The organism is Arthrobacter sp. EPSL27 (assembly GCF_001512305.1).
Taxonomy (GTDB): domain Bacteria; phylum Actinomycetota; class Actinomycetes; order Actinomycetales; family Micrococcaceae; genus Arthrobacter.
The window spans coordinates 341315-357625 of the sequence record NZ_LNUT01000003.1; the positions used below are offsets into that span (position 1 = coordinate 341315).

Here is a 16311-nt window from a genome sequence, read left to right on the forward strand (position 1 = left end):
GGGGGCCGCGGCTGTGGTTGAGTGGTGCCATGCCATCTCGCTGGTCCGGCCGGGACACCCAGACACTTTCCGCCCTGGCCATGAGCGCGCTGCTGTTCACCAGCGCCGGGAAGCACTTCAGCGACCCGGCGTTCTTCGGCCCGGTGGTGCCGGACCTGATCTGCCGTGACGACTCCGGCGAACGGTCCAACGCCCCGCTCGCCGTGCTGTCCCGGGATGAGTGGGTGGCCCTGAGCGGACTGCTGGAGGCGGGCGCCGCCGTCGGGCTGCTCATTCCGGCAACCCGCCGCGCCGCCGCGGGCGGGATCGCAGCCATGTTCACCCTCTTCCTGGCCGGGCATCTCGACGCCCTGCGCAAGGCCTACGGCCCGGACGGGACGCCCGGCCAGCGCCGGGTGCACACCCTGCGGCTGCCGTTGCAGGCGCCGCTGATCGCCTGGGCCTGGAGCCTGCGGAACCCGGTCCGGGCGTGAAGCTCCTGCAGTCGCCGGCGGTCCGGGTGGGGGTCTCCATCAGCATCGCCACCGGGCTCTACGGCGTGTCTTTCGGGGCCCTGTCGGTCACCTCCGGACTCGACTTCTGGCAGACGATGGCCCTGAGCCTGCTGCTATTCAGCGGCGGCTCGCAGTTTGCCTTCATCGGGGTGGTGGCCGGGGGCGGATCGGGCATCGCCGCGATGGGGGCAGCCACGCTGCTGGGCATGCGCAACGGAATCTACGGAATGCAGATCAACGCCCTGCTGCAGCCGCGCGGCTGGCGGCGCTTCGCCGCCGCCCACGTCACTATCGACGAATCGACCGCCACCAGCACCGGGCAGACGGATCCGCTGGAGCAGCAACGCGGCTTCTGGACCGCCGGGGTGGGCATCTTCATCCTCTGGAACCTTTTCACCGCCGTGGGGGCGCTGGCGGGCGCGTCCCTCGGGGATCCCAAGCAGTGGGGCCTCGACGGCGCGGCGGTGGCGGCATTCCTGGGCCTGCTCTGGCCCCGGCTCAAGGGCCGCGAACCCGTGGCGATCGCCGTCGTCTGCGCCTTGGCCACGGTGCTGGCTGTCCCGTTTGTGCCCGCCGGGGTGCCCATCCTGGTTGCCGCGGTGGTCGCGGCGGCCATCGGCTGGTTCAGCCACGGCCGCAGCGACGAAGGCCTGGAACCGGACGTCGATCCGTATGCCGAACACCCGCACCCGCGTCCGTCGGGGGATGCCGCATGAACCTGTGGATGTGGCTGCTGGTCTCCTGCGCGCTGGCCTACGCGTGGAAGCTGCTGGGGTACCTCATTCCGGCCAGCGCGCTCCGCGACCCCCGGATGTCCCGGATCGCCGGGACCATGACCATCGGCCTGCTGGCTTCCCTGACCATCCTCAACACGGTGGCCTCGGGGCAGGCGCTGGCGTTGGACGCGCGCCTCGGGGCGCTGGCGGCGGCGGGCGTTGCCCTGCTGTTCCGGGCGCCCTTCCTGGTGGTGGTCATTGCCGGAGCAGCCGCGGCTGCCGGGCTGCGCATGCTGGGCTGGAGCTAGCGGGGCCACAACGGTCTTTAGTCCCTACTTGGGCCCGGTGCCCCGTGAAAGCATTCGGATATGAGCGACAAGGACGATCCTGAGGCTGCTGCGCCCGGAAAGGGCCAGCATCCCAAACAGCATGAGCCGTTCGTCCCGCCGGGACCCGAGTCCACCAGGGAACTGCGCGATGTAGCGCGCCGTCGCCGGGAGGCAGAGGAAAAACTGCAGCACCACCTGCAGGAGGCCAAAGAGAAGCCAGCGGAGGATTGATGCCCGGGACGCGGCTCTCGGAGCGCCTGCAGGACCTCCTGATCGAAACTGACCAGCTGGAGGATTTCCTCCACCAACTAGCCGTGTTTGCCGCCGAGTTCGCCACGGCCGTCACCGGACGCACGGTCCTGTGCTCGGTGTGCCTGTCCCGCCAGCGCCGGCCCGCGGTACTCGCGGCCAGCGGTCCCGGGGCGCCGGTGCCGGACGGGGCTCAGGATGCGGCCCAGCCCGGAAGCGGCAGTATTCTCACCCTTCCCCTGCTGGAGGACCGGGACTCAGCCGCCACCCTGACCCTCTTCTCGTCGTCGCCCGGGGCGTTCGACGGCGGCGCTGTCGCAGCCTGTGAGGCGCTCGCTGCCCGGGCGGCCCGGACGGTGCGGCTGGCAGTCCGGATCGATTCCACCCAGGGCGCGAACCGGGACCTGCTCCAGGCCATGCGCTCGCGGTCCGTGATCAACCTGGCCACCGGCATCCTTATGGCCCAGAGCCGGTGCTCGCAGTCGGAGGCATTCGAGCTGCTGACCAAGGTGTCGAACAACCGGAACGTGAAGCTCCGGATCGTCGCCGGGGAAATCCTCCGGCGCTTCGAGGGCAGTCCGGCCGGACCGGCCGTCAGCGGCTGAGCTCCTAGCGGCGCGCTTCCAGGCCTGCGAGCCTGAGGACGATTTCCAGCCCGGCAGGTGTTCCCGGCCAGTGCCGGCGCACCGCGTCCACGCCCGCGCGGGCCACCACCGAGCGGAGCACGAGGGCAACAATGATCACGTCGTCCGCGTAGCCGATCACGGGCAGGAAATCCGGCACAAGGTCGATCGGCGAGAGCAGGTACACCACCAGCAGGGCCACCCGGACCCGGACCCCGGCGCCCACGCTCTTGTCGGCCAGCAGCCGGCGCAGGAGCCGCAGCAGGTCCGGCAGCAGCCGGAGCGCATCCTTCATCGCGACCGTTTCCGGGTGACGGCGTGCGTAGCCCCAGAGGAGCAGCAGCAGGAGCGCATAGACCAGCAGCACGCCGCCGACGGCGCCTGCCACAGTTTCCCAGGACACCCGGGTTAGCCGAGGACGGAGTCGAAAGCGGTGCCCGGCAGGGGTGCCTGCGGCGGCAGCGGCCGGTCCGGGCGCTCCGTGCGGATGGCGTCCTCCACGAGGGCCACCGGACGGCGCCAGGCGTCGGACCCGGCCTCCATGGTGTCCACCACGCCGATCAGCATGGCCAGCAGGCGGATCATGTCCGTCATCGAGATGTCGCTGCGCAGGGTTCCCTGGCCCTGGCCGCGGCCCAGAAGCACGGCCACGGACTCGATCAGGTCGCCGGTGATGCCGGTCAGCAGACCGCGGCGGCCGGCCACGGCCCCCAAAAGGTTGGCCTCCTCGCTGGCGACCCCCATCAGCGCCTCGATGACCCGGAAGAGGCCGTCGGCGGCGTCGGGCCCGGCGAGGGCCTCTTCGATGACGGGATCCACCAGCAGGCCCAGCTGCCGGTGCAGCGCCGCGAGGACCAACTCTTCCTTGTCCGCGAAGTTTCTGAACAGTGTGGCGGGGCCGACGCCGGCGGTCACGGCGATGGTTTGCAGCGGGACCTCCGGCCCGTGCTCCCGGAAGCACTGGCGGGCGGCGGTGATGATCTTATCCACGTTCCGCGCGGCATCGGCTCGGAGCGGCCTGCGGTCTGCTACCCGGTTCATTTGCTCAGATTAGCAACGCGGGGCCGTAGCCGGGAGGTTACTACCGGGTATTGATTTATGTGACGGTTCCGGCCCCGGAATCCGGGGTCCCGGGCGGAAAAATCCGGACTCCGGCCGCGCCGCCGCCCCGCCGGATCGCATGGCAGACTGGTGCCATGCTGCTTGCCTTCTCCGTCGCTCCCTCGGGCCGCCCCGCGGCCGCCGCCAACGACTCATCCGCCGGGGCCGCCGGCGTCCCCGCGGACGAAGCCTCCGTCCACGACGCCGTCGCCGAAGCGGTGCGGATCGTCAGGGACTCCGGCCTGCCGAACCATACCGACTCCATGTTCACCACGATCGAAGGCGAATGGGATGAGGTCTTCGACGTCGTCAAACGCGCCACCGAGGCCGTGGGCCGCTACGGCAGCAGGGTCTCCCTGGTCATCAAAGCGGACATCCGGCCGGGCTATGCGGGCGAACTCACCAGGAAGCTGGACCGCCTGGAGCAGGCGCTCGGCGACGGGCGGTCCGCGGGCTAGCCGTACTCAGCCGGCACCCGGCCCGGAGCCTACCGCCGGGACGGGCCAGCTGGAATACTCGGGGGATGTTCGAGCATCAGCCCACCGGCCGCTGGATCGCCGTCGAAGAGTTCCTGTCCGAGACCGTGGTGCGCCCGGACGCCTCCCTCCGGCGCGCCGTGGCCACCGCGCTGGAAGCGGGCATGCCGCCCATTGAGGTCGCCCCGAACGCCGGCAAGCTCCTGAAACTGCTCGTCCAGCTTTCCGGCGCGCGGCGTGTGCTGGAGATCGGGACCCTGGCGGGGTTCAGCACCATCTGGATGGCCCAGGGGCTGCCCGACGGCGGACGGCTGGTCACGTGCGAATACCTCCCCAAGCACGCCCGCGTGGCCCGCGCCAACCTGGACGCCGCCGGGCTGGGCCACCTTGTGGAGATCCGGGTGGGTGCCGCACTGGAGACGTTGCCGGCGCTCGCCGGCGAGGGGGCCGAACCCTTCGATTTTGTGTTCATCGACGCGGACAAGGAAAACAACCCGCAGTACCTTGACTGGGCCATCCGCCTTGGCCGCCCCGGCACCGCCGTCGTGATGGACAACGTGGTCTGGGAAGGGGCGGTGCTGGACCCGTCGGTGGACACTGTCAATGCCCCCGGCATCATCAGCGCCCTGCAGATGCTGGGCGAGGATCCCAGACTGGACGGCACCGTGATCCAGACCGTGGGCTCCAAAGGCTGGGACGGGTTCGCGCTGGCGCGGGTGGTCTGAACCGGTGGCAGGAGACGGAACGCGGACCCGGCCCCGCGCCGGCGCCACGGCCGGGGGCACAAAGTGCTAAGTGTGCTTAGATTTACTGTGCGGCAAGCGCCGGGCGGCAGCCCGCCGGCCCGGTATGGATGCCGGGCGCAACAGACGCACTTCGAAGGAGAACAGGCCACCGAATGAACCGGACCCCCGATTCCCCGCGGCCCCTCCCCGTGCGGATCAGCTCTGCCCCGGAGGACCTGGCCGGGCTCAGCCCGCTGCTGGAATCCGCCTGCTCCGCTGTCGGTGATGTGCCGGCTCTCCTGGAGCTCGCCAAGGCCGCGGGCGGGGCCGCCCCCAAACCCGGCGAGGGCCGGACGGCCCTGCTGTGGGAGATCCTGGCGTCCGTCACCGCCGTCGACGTCGCCGCCGGCCGGGCCATCGAACCGCACCTGGATGCCGCAGCGATCCTGTCCCAGGCCGCCGGCCATGCGGTGCTGGAAGGCGGGGACTGCCCGGACTTTGGCGGGGTCCACTTCGACGGCGCGTGGGGTGTGTTCGCTGCCGAAGCCGCCGGACTGCGCCTCGAGGCCAAACCGGTGGACGGCTGCTTCGAGCTGCACGGTTCCAAGCCCTGGTGCTCGCTCGCTTCCCAGCTGGACCACGCTGTCGTAACCGCCCATCTGGCCGACGGCGGCCGGGCGGCCTTTGCCGTCGACCTCCACGCCCCCGGGGTGGCCTTCGCGGACCCGGAATGGACCAGCCGCGGCCTCACGGAAATCCCCAGCGGCACCGTGCACTTCGACGCTGTTCCGGCCGTGCCCCTTGGCGACGCCGGCTGGTACTACCGCCGGCCCGGTTTCGCCTGGGGCGGCATGGGCGTGGCCGCCTGCTGGCTGGGCGGCGCCGTCGCGGTGGCCCGCGGATTCAGGGACTCCCTGGCCAAAGCGGCCGACGGCGGGCGGGAACCGGACCAGCTGGCCCTCGCCCACCTTGGCGAAATCGACCGCACCCTCACCGCCCTGACCGGCTACCTCGCCCGGACCGCCGCGCGGATCGACGCCGGGGAACTCTCGGGCCCTGGCGCCTGGCGCGAGGCGCTGCGCGTCCGCGGCAACGTCGCCCCCGCCGTCGAACGCATCCAGGCGCTGGTCAGCCAGAACCTCGGGCCCGCCCCGCTGGCCTTCGACCCCGTCTACGGAAAGCGCATGGCAGACCTCTCCCTGTACATCCGCCAGCATCACGGCATGCGCGACGACGCCCAGCTCGGCGCCCTCACGCTCAAGGGTGAGCACCCATGGTGAGCTTCACGCACCAGGACGCCGGAACCAGCGAGGACGCGTGGGCGGCCAGCGGGCTCGCCGCGCTTCCCGAGCTGCCGCTCGACGCGGGGGAGCTCGCCGGCCAGGCGTTCATCGTCCTGGCCGCCCACCCGGACGACGAATCCCTCGGCGCCGGCGGGCTGATGGCCCGGCTGCGGCGGCTGGGCGCCCGCGTGACGGTGCTGCTGTGCACGGCGGGGGAGGCCTCCCACCCGGATTCGCCCACCACAACGCCGGAACAGCTCGCCGCCGTCCGGCTTGAGGAGTTCGGCGGTGCCCTCGCCCATTTGCTGGCGGCCCCGGACTGGCACTTCCTCACGCTGCCGGACGGCCGGCTCGCCCAGCACCGGGCGGATATCGCCGCGGCCCTGCACCGCGCCGTCGCCGGCCTCGCCGCCGAAGGGCTGCCGGCGGAGCGGATCACACTGGTGGCGCCTTACCGGCACGACGGGCACACGGACCACGAGGCCCTCGGCGCCGCCGCGGCGGATGTTGCCGGCGCGGGCGGTCACGGGCTGCTGGAGTACCCCATCTGGTACTGGCTCTGGGCGGACGCCGGTGACGCGGCCTGGCGCACGTGGCTGCGCCTGCCCCTGGACCCCGCCGACCGGCAGGCCAAAGCGGAGGCCATGGCCTCCCACACCTCGCAGGTGCGGCCCCTCTCCGACCGGCCCGGCGACGAGGTGCTGCTCCCGCAGCACGTCCTGGCGCACTTCGAACGGCCGTTCGAGACGTTCGCGTGGCAGCGGCCCGCGGCGGCGGGCACGTCCGGCTCCTACGCCGCGGCCGACGCCGAGGGCGTTTTCGACGCCGTCCACGCGGACACCGACGACCCCTGGCAGTACACCACCAGCTGGTACGAGCGCCGCAAACGCTCCCTCACCCTCGCAGCCCTGCCCGGCCTGGAGTACTCCGCCGGGCTCGAGATCGGCTGCTCGATCGGGACGCTCAGCGCGGAGCTTGCGCAACGCTGCGGAACCTTCCTCGCCGTCGACGCCAGCAGCGCCGCGCTGGCCCACGCGTCCCGCCGCCTGGCCCACCTGCCCGCGGCCCGGACCCGGCACCTGACCGTCCCGCAGGACTGGCCCGACGGGCAGTTCGACCTGGTGGTGGTCTCCGAGGTGGGCTATTACCTCGCCCCGGACGAACTGGCCCGGCTGTTCGAACGGGTCGAGTCCGCACTCCTGCCCGGCGGCACCCTGGCCCTGTGCCACTGGCGGCACCCCATCGACGGGTGGGAACTCGACGGCGACTCGGTCCACGCAGCCGCGCGCCGCCAGCTCGGCTGGGCCGACGCCGGGCTCTACCGGGACCGGGACTTCCTCCTGGAGATCCTGGTCGCCCCCGACGCCGGCCCGGACCAGCCGCCGGCTGCGACGGGCCCGGTGCTCTGAATGGCCGCCCTCGCCCTGCCGCTGCCCCGCGGACACAGTATCGACCGGGTGGCCGTCGTCATCCCCGCCCACAACGAGGACGCGCACCTGGACCGCGCCCTGCTGGCGGTGCAGCGCGCCGCCGACGCCCTGCACCGGCACCAGGGCGCAGTGGACGTCCACGTGACCGTGGTACTGGACAGCTGCACCGACGGTTCGGCGGGCATCGCAGCCCGCTACGCCGCCGCGGACCGGCGGTTCCACGTCCTCGAAACAGGGTTCCGCAACGCCGGCGCCAGCCGGGAAGCCGGGATCCGCGCCGCCGGCATCGGCGCAGCGAGGCTGCGGCCGCCCGGCAAGCGCTGGACGCCCCCGCCGTGGGCGGGCCGGACCTGGCTGGCCAACACCGACGCGGATTCGCAGGTGCCGCAAAACTGGCTGATCCGCCAGCTGGAATTCGCGGCGGCCGGAGCCGATGCCGTCCTGGGCTCCGTGGAGCCGGACCCGGACGGCATGGACCCGGAACTGCTCCGCCGCTGGCTGGAACGCCACCCGTTCGAGGAGGACCACCCGCACATCTACGGCGCCAACTTCGGCGTGCGGGCCTCGGCGTACCTTGCCGCTGGCGGCTTCCCCAAACTCGCCTCGCACGAGGACCGGACCCTGGTGCAGAACCTCCGCAGCCGGGCCTTCACCGTCACGGCGACGGACAGCATCCGCGTGCTGACCTCGGGCCGGACCCATGCCCGGGCACCGCACGGCTTCGGCGCCTACCTGCGGACGCTGGGCCGGCACCGCGCACCCGCAGTCGACTGACCCGCACCGGGCGGCCACGAATTCATCCGGCCGCTTCACCCGGCCGCCGCGCCGGTCACCGGAACTGCGACAGGGACGTCAATGCGGCGTCGAAGGAACGGGTTTCCCAGGGCCGCTGGTCACGCCGTGGCAGGTCGTCGGGCCGGAGAGCCTCCCCGGGCAAGGGGTCCTTCGAGCGGGTTTTGCGGCGGTTTCTCATAGTCCTGCTTTCGAGTGATACGGAATCTGTCAGACCCCACTGAACAACCTCAAGTCGACTTGAGGTCAAATCGCCGGCGTGGCAGACTGCTCCGGTGCCACACACCTCCCACTCCCTGCTGACCGTCGGCGAAGCCGCCTCCCGGGCTGGAATCACCGTGCCGACTCTGCGCTACTACGAGGAACGCGGCCTGGTGCATTCGCAGCGCACCGCCGGCAACCAGCGCCGGTACCAGCGGCTGGCCCTGCGCCGGCTGGCCATCGTCGCCGCTGGCCAGCGGGTGGGCCTGTCGCTGGACCAGATCAAGGCGGCCCTGGACGAGCTCCCCGCGGACCGGGCGCCGTCCCAGGCCGACTGGAGCGCCATGAGCCGGCGGTGGGCCGGGCTTGTGGCCCGGCGGATCCGCGAACTGCAGGTCCTGGAGAGTTCCCTTGAGAGCTGCATCGGATGCGGGTGCCTGTCCCTCGGCCGGTGCTCCCTGATCAACCCCGACGACGCCGCCGCGGAAGAGGGCGCCGGATCGCGCTGGGCCCGCCGCGCGCGGGACGCCGGCACGTGAGCGCGCCCGGCCTGGCCGGCGGCGCGCCGCTGTGACCTTTGGCCCTAACCGGCGGCCGCAGCCGGGGCGCACCCTCGATCCATGAGCTACCTGACCGGGGCCGGTCTGCGGTGCTGCGCCTGAGCGGCCCCAGGCAGTTGTGACGCCGGGGCCGGCCGGCGGCCCGCCCGCCGCGGCAGCAGCCGCGCCGCCGGGCCTGAGCTCGGCGGTAGCGGCGCGCAGGCTGCAGCAAGTCGGGCCGAACACGCTGCCCACCAGCCGCCCGGTCCCGGGCTGGCGCAAGCTCCTCGCCGAACTGACGCACTTTTTCGCCCTCATGCTCTGGGGTGCCGCGGTGCTGGCCTACGTGGCCGGCATGCCGCAGCTGGCCGTGGCAATCGTCGTCGTGATCCTGGTCAACGGGTTGTTCGCCTACATCCAGCAGGAGCGCGCCCAGCATGCCGCCTCCCGTCTCCGCGAGCTGCTCCCCGCCATGGTCTCGGTCCGCCGCGACGGCAGGATCGTCAAAGTCCACACCACCGAACTGGTCCCGGGCGACGCCGTGGTGCTGCTGGCCGGCGACCGGGTCCCGGCGGATCTCCGCCTGGAACTGGCCGCGGGCTGCTCGGTGGACGAATCAATGCTCACCGGCGAGAGCGAGGCCGTGGCCAAGGCGCCCGGGGACACCGTGTTCGGCGGCACCTTCCTGGTCAACGGCGAGGGGGAGGGGATTGTCGCCGTCACCGGCGGCGGCACCAGGCTCGCTGAGATCGCGGCGCTGTCCGGCCGGGTGAAGGCGCCGCCCAGCCCGCTGGCGCGGGAACTCCAGCGCATTGTCCGGGTGATCGCGGCAGTGGCACTGGGCATCGGTGTGTTGTTTTTTGTCCTCTCGCTGCTGGTCGGCATTTCCTGGCGGGATGCCTTCCTCTTTGCGATCGGGGTGGCCGTGGCGCTGGTGCCCGAAGGCCTGTTGCCCACCGTCACGCTGTCCCTGGCGGTCGGGGCGCAGCGGATGGCCCAGCGCAACGCCCTCGTCCGGAACCTGGAGGCGGTGGAAACCCTCGGTTCCACCACGTTCATCTGCACCGACAAGACCGGCACCCTCACGCAGAACCGCATGAACGCCGTCGAGGTCTGGACTCCGGCCGGGGTGGTGAGCGTCATCGGCGCGGGCTACGCGCCCGAGGCCGAGGTCACGGGGGCGGGGACCGCGGAGGCGCGGCATCTCAGCATTGCCGCGCTGGCCGCGTCGAAGGGCCGCGCGGTGCTGCACGAGGGGCAGTGGATCGCCGACGGCGACCCGATGGAGGCCGCCATCGATGCACTCGCCGCAAGGCTGGCGGTTCCGGGGGAGGAGCCCGGCGAGCCGGAGCCGTCCCAGCGCTTCGCCTTCGACCCGCGCAGGCTGCGGGAATCGGCGATCGTGGGCAGCATCCTCTACGTCAAGGGAGCCCCCGAATCCGTGATTCCGCTGTGTACCTACGGCGCGGACGGGACCCCCGGCGCGGAGGACGGCGGCACGGCCGCCGGGGCCACCCGGGCGCGGCAGCAGGTGGACCAGATGGCATCGCACGGGCTCCGGGTCCTGGCCGTCGCGCAGCGCCGGCTGCCCGCGCCGCCGGAACCCGGGGCCAGGCTGGAAGACCTCGAGAGCGGCTTGATCCTCCTGGGCCTGATCGGCCTGCACGACCCACCCCGCGCCGAGGTCCGGGTGGCGCTTGCGGCGGCCCGGGAAGCGGGCATCAAGGTGGCCATGGTCACCGGCGACCACGCGTTCACCGCGGCCGCCATCGCCCGGGAGACCGGGCTGGTCGGCTCGCCCGAACTGGTCCTGGAGGGGCACAGCCTGCCCGAGGACGACGCCGTTCTCGCCGCTCTCCTGGACCGCGACGGCGTCGTGATCAGCCGCGTCACCCCCGAACAGAAACTCCGGGTGGCCCGCCTGCTGCAGCGCCGCGGCCACGTCGTGGCGATGACCGGCGACGGCGTCAACGACGGCCCGGCCCTCCAGCAGGCCGACATCGGCGTGGCCATGGGCCTCAGCGGCACGGACGTGGCCCGCGAGGCGGCGGACCTGGTGCTGCTGGATGACGACTTCGCCACCATCATCGCCGCGGTGGAGCAGGGCCGCGCCACCTACGCCAACATCCGTCGGTTCCTGACCTACCACCTGACGGACAACGTCGCCGAGCTCACCCCGTTCGTCATCTGGGCGCTCTCCGGCGGGCGTTTCCCCCTGGCGCTGAGCGTGCTGCAGATCCTGGCGCTCGACATCGGCACGGACCTGCTGCCCGCGCTGGCGCTGGGCAGCGAGGCCCCCAGTAAGGGAACGCTGAAGCGGCCGCCGGAGCGCAGGCACCTGATGGACAAGGCGCTGATGTTCCGGGTGTTCGGGCTGCTGGGCCCCGTGGAGGCACTCTTCGAAATGACGGCGTACACGGCGGTGCTCCTCGGCGCCGGCTGGACCCCCGGGGCTGAACTCCCGGCGGCGGACGTGCTCATGGCCGCCTCCGGCGCCGCCTTCACCACAGTGGTGCTGGCGCAGCTGGCCAACGCGTTCGCCTGCCGCAGCGCCACCGTGCCGCCGTGGCGCCTGGGCTGGTTCAGCAACCGGCTGCTGGTCTGGGCCGTGCTGGCCGAGCTCGGGCTGCTGTTGGTGTTCCTGTTCCTCGGGCCGCTGGCCACCCTGCTGGGCCACGCCCCGCCGTCGCCCGGCGGCCTGGCCGTGGCGCTCGCCGCCATTCCCGCCGTCCTGGCCGCCGACTGGCTGTACAAAACGGTCCGGCACCGCCGGGCCGGAACGGCCGCAGCGGCCACAAAGGTCCAAAGACTCTGACACCGGACGGCCCGCCGCCCAAGGATGGGGTCCATGACTGACTCCCCGGTGCTGTGGTTCGACCAGATCGGCATGGGCGACGTCCCGCAGGTAGGCGGCAAGAACGCTTCCCTCGGCGAGCTCATCCAGTCCCTCATAGCCAAGGGCGTGCGCGTGCCGGACGGCTTCGCCACCACCGCCGGTGCCTACCGCCGCTTCCTCGAAGCCAACGGCATCGAGGAAGCCATGCGCGCGCGGATCGAAGCGTACCGCTCCGGGGCGGCCACGCTGCGCGCCACCGGAGAGGCCATCCGCGACATGTTCCTTGAGAGCGAGTTCCCCGCGGACATCGGCGAGTCCATCCGGGCCCACTACCGGGAGCTGGGCCGGCGCGCCGGGCAGGACCGGCTTTCGGTCGCGGTCCGCAGCAGCGCCACCGCCGAGGACCTGCCCGACGCGAGCTTCGCCGGGCAGCAGGAGACGTTCCTGAACATCGCGGGGGAACGGGAACTGCTGGACGCCTGCCGCCGCTGCTACGCCTCGCTGTTCACCGACCGGGCCATCAGCTACCGCGAGGTCAAAGGCTTTGACCACCTCGACGTCGCCCTCTCCATTGGCGTCCAGCGGATGGTGCGTTCCGACGTCGGCGCCTCCGGGGTGATGTTCTCGATCGACACCGATTCCGGGTTCCCCCGGGTGGCCGTGGTCAGCGCCGCGTGGGGCCTGGGCGAAACCGTGGTCCAGGGCACCATCAACCCGGACAAATACCTTGTGTTCAAGCCGCTCCTGGCGCCGGCCGGGGAAGCGGACGAGTTCAGCCCCATCATCGAGAAGACCCTCGGCTCCAAGGAACGCAAGATGGTCTACAGCCGGGGCGGGCATGCGCGGACCAAGATGGTGGACACCTCCGACGCCGAACGCCGCGCCTTTGTGCTGGCCGACGCCGAGATCCTGGCGCTGGCGCGCTGGGCGGTGAGCGTCGAGGAGCACTACGCCCGGCCGATGGACATGGAATGGGCCCGGGACGGCGTCACCGGGGAGCTGTTTATGGTCCAGGCGCGGCCGGAGACCGTCCAGTCGCAGAAATCGGGCTCCCGGTTCACCCTCCACCACCTGCGGCAAACCGGCACCGTGCTGGCCGCCGGCGCCGCGATCGGCGACTCGATCGCGCAGGGCACCGCCTGCGTGATCCGGAGCGCGGGGGACATCGAGAACTTCCGCGACGGCGCCATCCTGGTCACCGAAATGACCGACCCGGACTGGGTTCCGATCATGAAACGGGCCGCCGGCATCGTCACGGACCACGGCGGCCCCACCAGCCACGCGGCGATTGTAAGCCGCGAACTCGGGGTCCCCGCCGTCGTCGGCACCGGCAACGCCACCGCGGTCCTGGCCGAAGGCCTGGCCGTGACCCTGTCCTGCGCCGAGGGCGATGAAGGCCGGGTGTACGAGGGGACCCTCGCGTTCGACACCGAGGAAGTGGACCTCGGCGACCTGCCGGAGACGCGCACCAAAGTCATGGTCAACATCGCCAGCCCCGCGGCGGCCTTCCAGTGGTGGCGCCTGCCCGCCGACGGCGTCGGGCTCGCCCGGATGGAATTCATCATCAGCAGCCTGATCCGCGTCCACCCGATGGCGCTGGTCCACCCCGACCGGGTCACCGACCCCGCGGAAGCCGGACAGATCCGGGACCTCACCCGCGGCTACCCGGACCCGAAAGACTACTTCGTCGACGCCCTGGCGCTGGGCATCGCCAAGATCGCCGCGCCCTACTACCCCCGGCCCGTGATTGTCCGGCTCAGCGACTTCAAGACCAACGAGTACGCGCACCTAATCGGCGGTTCCGCCTTCGAGGAGCCGGAGGAAAACCCGATGCTCGGTTTCCGCGGCGCCTCCCGCTACTACGACGACCGCTACCGTGCGGGGTTCGCCCTCGAATGCGCCGCCCTCAAACGGGTCCGCGAACAGCTTGGGTTCACCAACGTCATTGTGATGGTGCCCTTCTGCCGCACTCCACACGAAGCGGACCGGGTGCTGGCCGTCATGGCCGAGCACGGCCTGGTCCGCGGCCAGGACGGCCTGCACGTCTACATGATGTGCGAGATCCCGTCCAACGTGGTCCTTGCCGCCAAGTTCGCCACGCGCTTCGACGGCTTCTCCATCGGCTCCAATGACCTCACCCAGCTGGTCCTGGGGGTGGACCGGGACTCGGCGCAGCTGGCGGCGCTCTTCGACGAACGGGACGAAGCCGTGATGGCCATGATCAGCGAGGCGATCCGGCAGGCCCACGCCGCCGGGATCAAGATCGGGATCTGCGGGCAGGGCCCCAGCAACCACCCCGAGTTCGCGGCGTTCCTGGTCGGGGAGGGGATCGATTCGATCTCCCTGAACCCGGACAGCTACCTCAGGACTGTTCCGCGGATCGCGGAAGCCGAGAACCAGCGACCGTCCCGGTAGCGCTCCCGGCCGCCGGCAGGCCGGGGCCTCCAACGCCGGTGCCCGTCGCCCCGGCCCCTTTTGTTCCGGCACCCTTTCTTCCGGCACGCTTTCTTCCGGCACTGTTTCTTCCGGCACGCGTGCCGGTGTTGTCCTTGCCCGCGCTGAGCGCCCGCAGCGCGTTGAGGATGGTGGCCAGGTCCACCAGCTCCTGGGACAGGGCGCCGGCGATGGCCGGGATGTAGCCGGCGGCCGCGGCAACCATCAGGGCCACACTCAGCGCGATGCCGATCCAGATGCTCTGCAGCGCCACCTTGACGGTGCGCTGTCCGATCCGCACGGCGGTGGCGGCCTTGGACAGGTCATCGAGGATGATCACGACGTCGGCCGACTCGCCGGCCGCCGTCGAGCCGCGGGCGCCCATCGCGATTCCCACGTCGGCGACCGCCAGGACAGGGGCGTCATTGACGCCGTCGCCCACCATCATCACCGGGCGGAGCGGCAGGGACCGGACGGCCTCCACCTTGTCCGGCGGAAGGCACTCGGCCCGGACGTCGGTAAGCCCCGCCTCGGCCGCGATGTGTTCGGCGGTGGCAAGGGCGTCGCCGGTCAGCATGACCGTCTGCGTGACCCCAAGCTCCTTGAGCTCGGCCAGCGTGCGGTGGGCCTCCCCGCGGAGCGGGTCGCTCATCACCAGGGCGCCGGCGAACTTCCCGGCCACGCCCACGTAGATGGCGAGTTCACCGCTGGCCAGGTCCGTTTCCACGACGCCGGCGGCTGATTCGGCCACGAAATTGGGCTTCCCCACCACCACGTCGCGGCCGTCGAAGCGGGCCCGGACGCCGTGCGTGGCGTATTCAGTCGCCTCCGTGGCGGGCTCGAACACCAGCCCGCGGGTGCGCGCGGCATCCATCACCGAGGCGGCGAGCACATGGGAGGAGTACTGCTCGGCCGAGGCCGCCAGGCCGAGCACCTCGTCCTCGGAAAACGCGCCCGACGTCCGGACGCCCACCAGGGCGGGCCGGCCGTAGGTCAGGGTGCCCGTCTTGTCGAACGCCGCCGTCTTGATCCGGCTCAGCTGTTCCAGGACGCCGGCGTATTTGACGATCACACCGGAACGGGCGGCCCGGCTCATGCCGCCCAGGAACGCCACGGGCGCGGCAATCAGCAACGGGCAGGGGGTGGCCACCACCAGCACTTCCGCGAACCGGGCCGGGTCCCCGCTGATGATCCAGCCCGCCGCGCCCAAGGTGTAGGCGAGGGCGGTAAACGGGATGGCGTACCGGTCGGCGAGCCGGACCATGGGCGCCTTGCTCTCCGAGGCCTCTTTGACGAGGGCCACGATGCGGCTGTACTGCGAATCCTCCATCCGGGCCGTCACCCGCATCCGGACTGCCGCCTCGCCGTTGAGGGAACCGCTCATCAGCGGCTCCCCGGCGGACCGTTCCACCGGAAGGCTTTCGCCCGTCAGGGAGGATTCGTCGAAGGTGCCGGAGTCCGAGAGCAGGATGCCGTCCAGCGGCACCACCTCTCCCGGGCGCACCAGCAGGATATCCCCGATCCCGACGTCGGTGGCGGGCACATCTTCATGCTGGCCGTCGGTGTCGGCTGTCTTTGTTCCGGCGGCGGGTGTTCCGGCGGCGGAGCTGCTGCCCCGCTCGCGGTGGGCCGTCTGGGGGACGCGTTCCAGCAGGGACGTCAGTTCCTTCTTGGCCCGGCCGGCGGCGTAGTCCTCCAGGGCGGTTCCGCCGGCCATCATGAGGACGATGATCATGGAGGCGATGTATTCGCCTACCAGTACCGTGCTGACAATCGCGGTGACCGCCAGGATGTCGATGCCCCACTGGCCACCCATCAGGCGGCGGGCCATGCCGACGGCAAGGTAGGCCGCCACGGCCAGGGCGTAGATACTGGCCGAGACCTGCGCAACCACCGGCTGCCCGGACAGCAGCAGGACAATCACCGCCAGGAGGGCCGCAAGTGTGCCCGCCACGAGCGGGTACCGGAGCATTAGTTTCACGGCGGGCCGCCTCAGTCTCGGCGTCGGGATGACAGATTGGGTTAGTTGCATCCTACTGCTGGCGGCTCCCGCACAGGCCCGTGGGGATCCAGGTTACGGAGCG

Annotated in this window: 16 protein-coding genes; 13 read left to right on the forward strand and 3 right to left on the reverse strand. The window is 71.5% G+C overall.

Annotated features, from left to right (window positions below; translation table 11 throughout):
- Nucleotides 1-29: 29 nt before the first annotated feature.
- From AR539_RS03630 to AR539_RS03650, 5 genes are read left to right on the forward strand one after another with little or no spacing between them, the layout of a single operon-like run.
- Nucleotides 30-473: a DoxX family protein gene (locus tag AR539_RS03630; RefSeq protein ID WP_066432627.1), complete on the forward strand. Its 444-nt coding sequence runs from the start codon at nucleotides 30-32 to the stop codon at nucleotides 471-473.
- Complete coding sequence (locus AR539_RS03635) at nucleotides 470-1210, forward strand: AzlC family ABC transporter permease (protein ID WP_066432630.1); 741 nt, start codon at nucleotides 470-472, stop codon at nucleotides 1208-1210. Before AR539_RS03630 ends, AR539_RS03635 begins: the two co-directional genes overlap by 4 nt.
- Complete coding sequence (locus AR539_RS03640; RefSeq protein WP_066432631.1) at nucleotides 1207-1518, forward strand: AzlD domain-containing protein; 312 nt, start codon at nucleotides 1207-1209, stop codon at nucleotides 1516-1518. The genes AR539_RS03635 and AR539_RS03640 overlap by 4 nt, the downstream gene beginning before the upstream one ends.
- A 60-nt stretch (nucleotides 1519-1578) precedes the next feature.
- Nucleotides 1579-1770, forward strand: a complete 192-nt coding sequence (locus tag AR539_RS03645) for a hypothetical protein (RefSeq protein ID WP_066432633.1) — start codon at nucleotides 1579-1581, stop codon at nucleotides 1768-1770.
- Nucleotides 1770-2393 (forward strand): ANTAR domain-containing protein, encoded by a 624-nt coding sequence (locus tag AR539_RS03650; RefSeq protein WP_066432635.1) that lies wholly within the window; start codon nucleotides 1770-1772, stop codon nucleotides 2391-2393. Before AR539_RS03645 ends, AR539_RS03650 begins: the two co-directional genes overlap by 1 nt.
- Nucleotides 2394-2397: 4 nt before the next feature.
- Here AR539_RS03650 and AR539_RS03655 read toward each other — a convergent pair whose 3' ends face one another.
- Both AR539_RS03655 and AR539_RS03660 read right to left on the reverse strand, forming a co-directional pair.
- Complete coding sequence (locus tag AR539_RS03655; RefSeq protein WP_066432636.1) at nucleotides 2398-2814, reverse strand: YkvA family protein; 417 nt, start codon at nucleotides 2812-2814, stop codon at nucleotides 2398-2400.
- Between the two features lie 5 nt (nucleotides 2815-2819).
- Nucleotides 2820-3452, reverse strand: coding sequence for a TetR/AcrR family transcriptional regulator (locus AR539_RS03660; protein WP_066432637.1), 633 nt, complete (start codon nucleotides 3450-3452; stop codon nucleotides 2820-2822).
- A gap of 155 nt (nucleotides 3453-3607) precedes the next feature.
- On the opposite strand from AR539_RS03660, the gene AR539_RS03665 reads away from it, so the two are divergent.
- The 8 genes from AR539_RS03665 (at nucleotide 3608) to ppsA (ending at nucleotide 14209) form a co-directional block, all read left to right on the forward strand.
- Nucleotides 3608-3970: a thiamine-binding protein gene (locus AR539_RS03665; protein ID WP_066432642.1), complete on the forward strand. Its 363-nt coding sequence runs from the start codon at nucleotides 3608-3610 to the stop codon at nucleotides 3968-3970.
- A 65-nt stretch (nucleotides 3971-4035) separates the two neighbouring features.
- Nucleotides 4036-4713, forward strand: coding sequence for an O-methyltransferase (locus tag AR539_RS03670; protein ID WP_066432644.1), 678 nt, complete (start codon nucleotides 4036-4038; stop codon nucleotides 4711-4713).
- A gap of 173 nt (nucleotides 4714-4886) precedes the next feature.
- Nucleotides 4887-5993, forward strand: coding sequence for an acyl-CoA dehydrogenase family protein (locus tag AR539_RS03675; RefSeq protein ID WP_066432646.1), 1107 nt, complete (start codon nucleotides 4887-4889; stop codon nucleotides 5991-5993).
- Nucleotides 5987-7405 carry a bifunctional PIG-L family deacetylase/class I SAM-dependent methyltransferase gene (locus AR539_RS03680; protein WP_066432647.1) on the forward strand — a complete coding sequence of 473 codons (1419 nt, stop codon included), beginning with the start codon at nucleotides 5987-5989 and terminating at the stop codon, nucleotides 7403-7405. The genes AR539_RS03675 and AR539_RS03680 overlap by 7 nt, the downstream gene beginning before the upstream one ends.
- Nucleotides 7406-8200, forward strand: a complete 795-nt coding sequence (locus AR539_RS03685; RefSeq protein ID WP_066432648.1) for a glycosyltransferase — start codon at nucleotides 7406-7408, stop codon at nucleotides 8198-8200.
- Nucleotides 8201-8493: 293 nt separating this feature from the next.
- Nucleotides 8494-8958, forward strand: a complete 465-nt coding sequence (soxR, locus tag AR539_RS03690; RefSeq protein WP_066432655.1) for a redox-sensitive transcriptional activator SoxR — start codon at nucleotides 8494-8496, stop codon at nucleotides 8956-8958.
- 139 nt (nucleotides 8959-9097) lie between these two features.
- Nucleotides 9098-11773 (forward strand): cation-translocating P-type ATPase, encoded by a 2676-nt coding sequence (locus AR539_RS03695; RefSeq protein WP_066432657.1) that lies wholly within the window; start codon nucleotides 9098-9100, stop codon nucleotides 11771-11773.
- Between the two features lie 33 nt (nucleotides 11774-11806).
- Complete coding sequence (gene ppsA, locus AR539_RS03700) at nucleotides 11807-14209, forward strand: phosphoenolpyruvate synthase (protein WP_066432660.1); 2403 nt, start codon at nucleotides 11807-11809, stop codon at nucleotides 14207-14209.
- On the opposite strand, the gene AR539_RS03705 is transcribed toward ppsA, so the two are convergent.
- Nucleotides 14157-16199 (reverse strand): heavy metal translocating P-type ATPase, encoded by a 2043-nt coding sequence (locus AR539_RS03705; RefSeq protein ID WP_231728490.1) that lies wholly within the window; start codon nucleotides 16197-16199, stop codon nucleotides 14157-14159. The two genes, ppsA and AR539_RS03705, sit on opposite strands and share 53 nt — an antisense overlap.
- Nucleotides 16200-16311: the final 112 nt, after the last annotated feature.

Coding starts and splice junctions, on each gene's coding strand:
- AR539_RS03675 (WP_066432646.1), top strand. CDS start 4,887: ATGAACCGGACCCCCGATTCCCCGCGGCCCCTCCCCGTGCGGATCAGC.
- AR539_RS03685 (WP_066432648.1), top strand. CDS start 7,406: ATGGCCGCCCTCGCCCTGCCGCTGCCCCGCGGACACAGTATCGACCGG.
- AR539_RS03640 (WP_066432631.1), top strand. CDS start 1,207: ATGAACCTGTGGATGTGGCTGCTGGTCTCCTGCGCGCTGGCCTACGCG.
- AR539_RS03680 (WP_066432647.1), top strand. CDS start 5,987: ATGGTGAGCTTCACGCACCAGGACGCCGGAACCAGCGAGGACGCGTGG.
- AR539_RS03665 (WP_066432642.1), top strand. CDS start 3,608: ATGCTGCTTGCCTTCTCCGTCGCTCCCTCGGGCCGCCCCGCGGCCGCC.
- AR539_RS03705 (WP_231728490.1), bottom strand. CDS start 16,199: ATGCTCCGGTACCCGCTCGTGGCGGGCACACTTGCGGCCCTCCTGGCG.
- AR539_RS03630 (WP_066432627.1), top strand. CDS start 30: ATGCCATCTCGCTGGTCCGGCCGGGACACCCAGACACTTTCCGCCCTG.
- AR539_RS03650 (WP_066432635.1), top strand. CDS start 1,770: ATGCCCGGGACGCGGCTCTCGGAGCGCCTGCAGGACCTCCTGATCGAA.
- ppsA (WP_066432660.1), top strand. CDS start 11,807: ATGACTGACTCCCCGGTGCTGTGGTTCGACCAGATCGGCATGGGCGAC.
- AR539_RS03670 (WP_066432644.1), top strand. CDS start 4,036: ATGTTCGAGCATCAGCCCACCGGCCGCTGGATCGCCGTCGAAGAGTTC.
- AR539_RS03645 (WP_066432633.1), top strand. CDS start 1,579: ATGAGCGACAAGGACGATCCTGAGGCTGCTGCGCCCGGAAAGGGCCAG.
- AR539_RS03660 (WP_066432637.1), bottom strand. CDS start 3,452: ATGAACCGGGTAGCAGACCGCAGGCCGCTCCGAGCCGATGCCGCGCGG.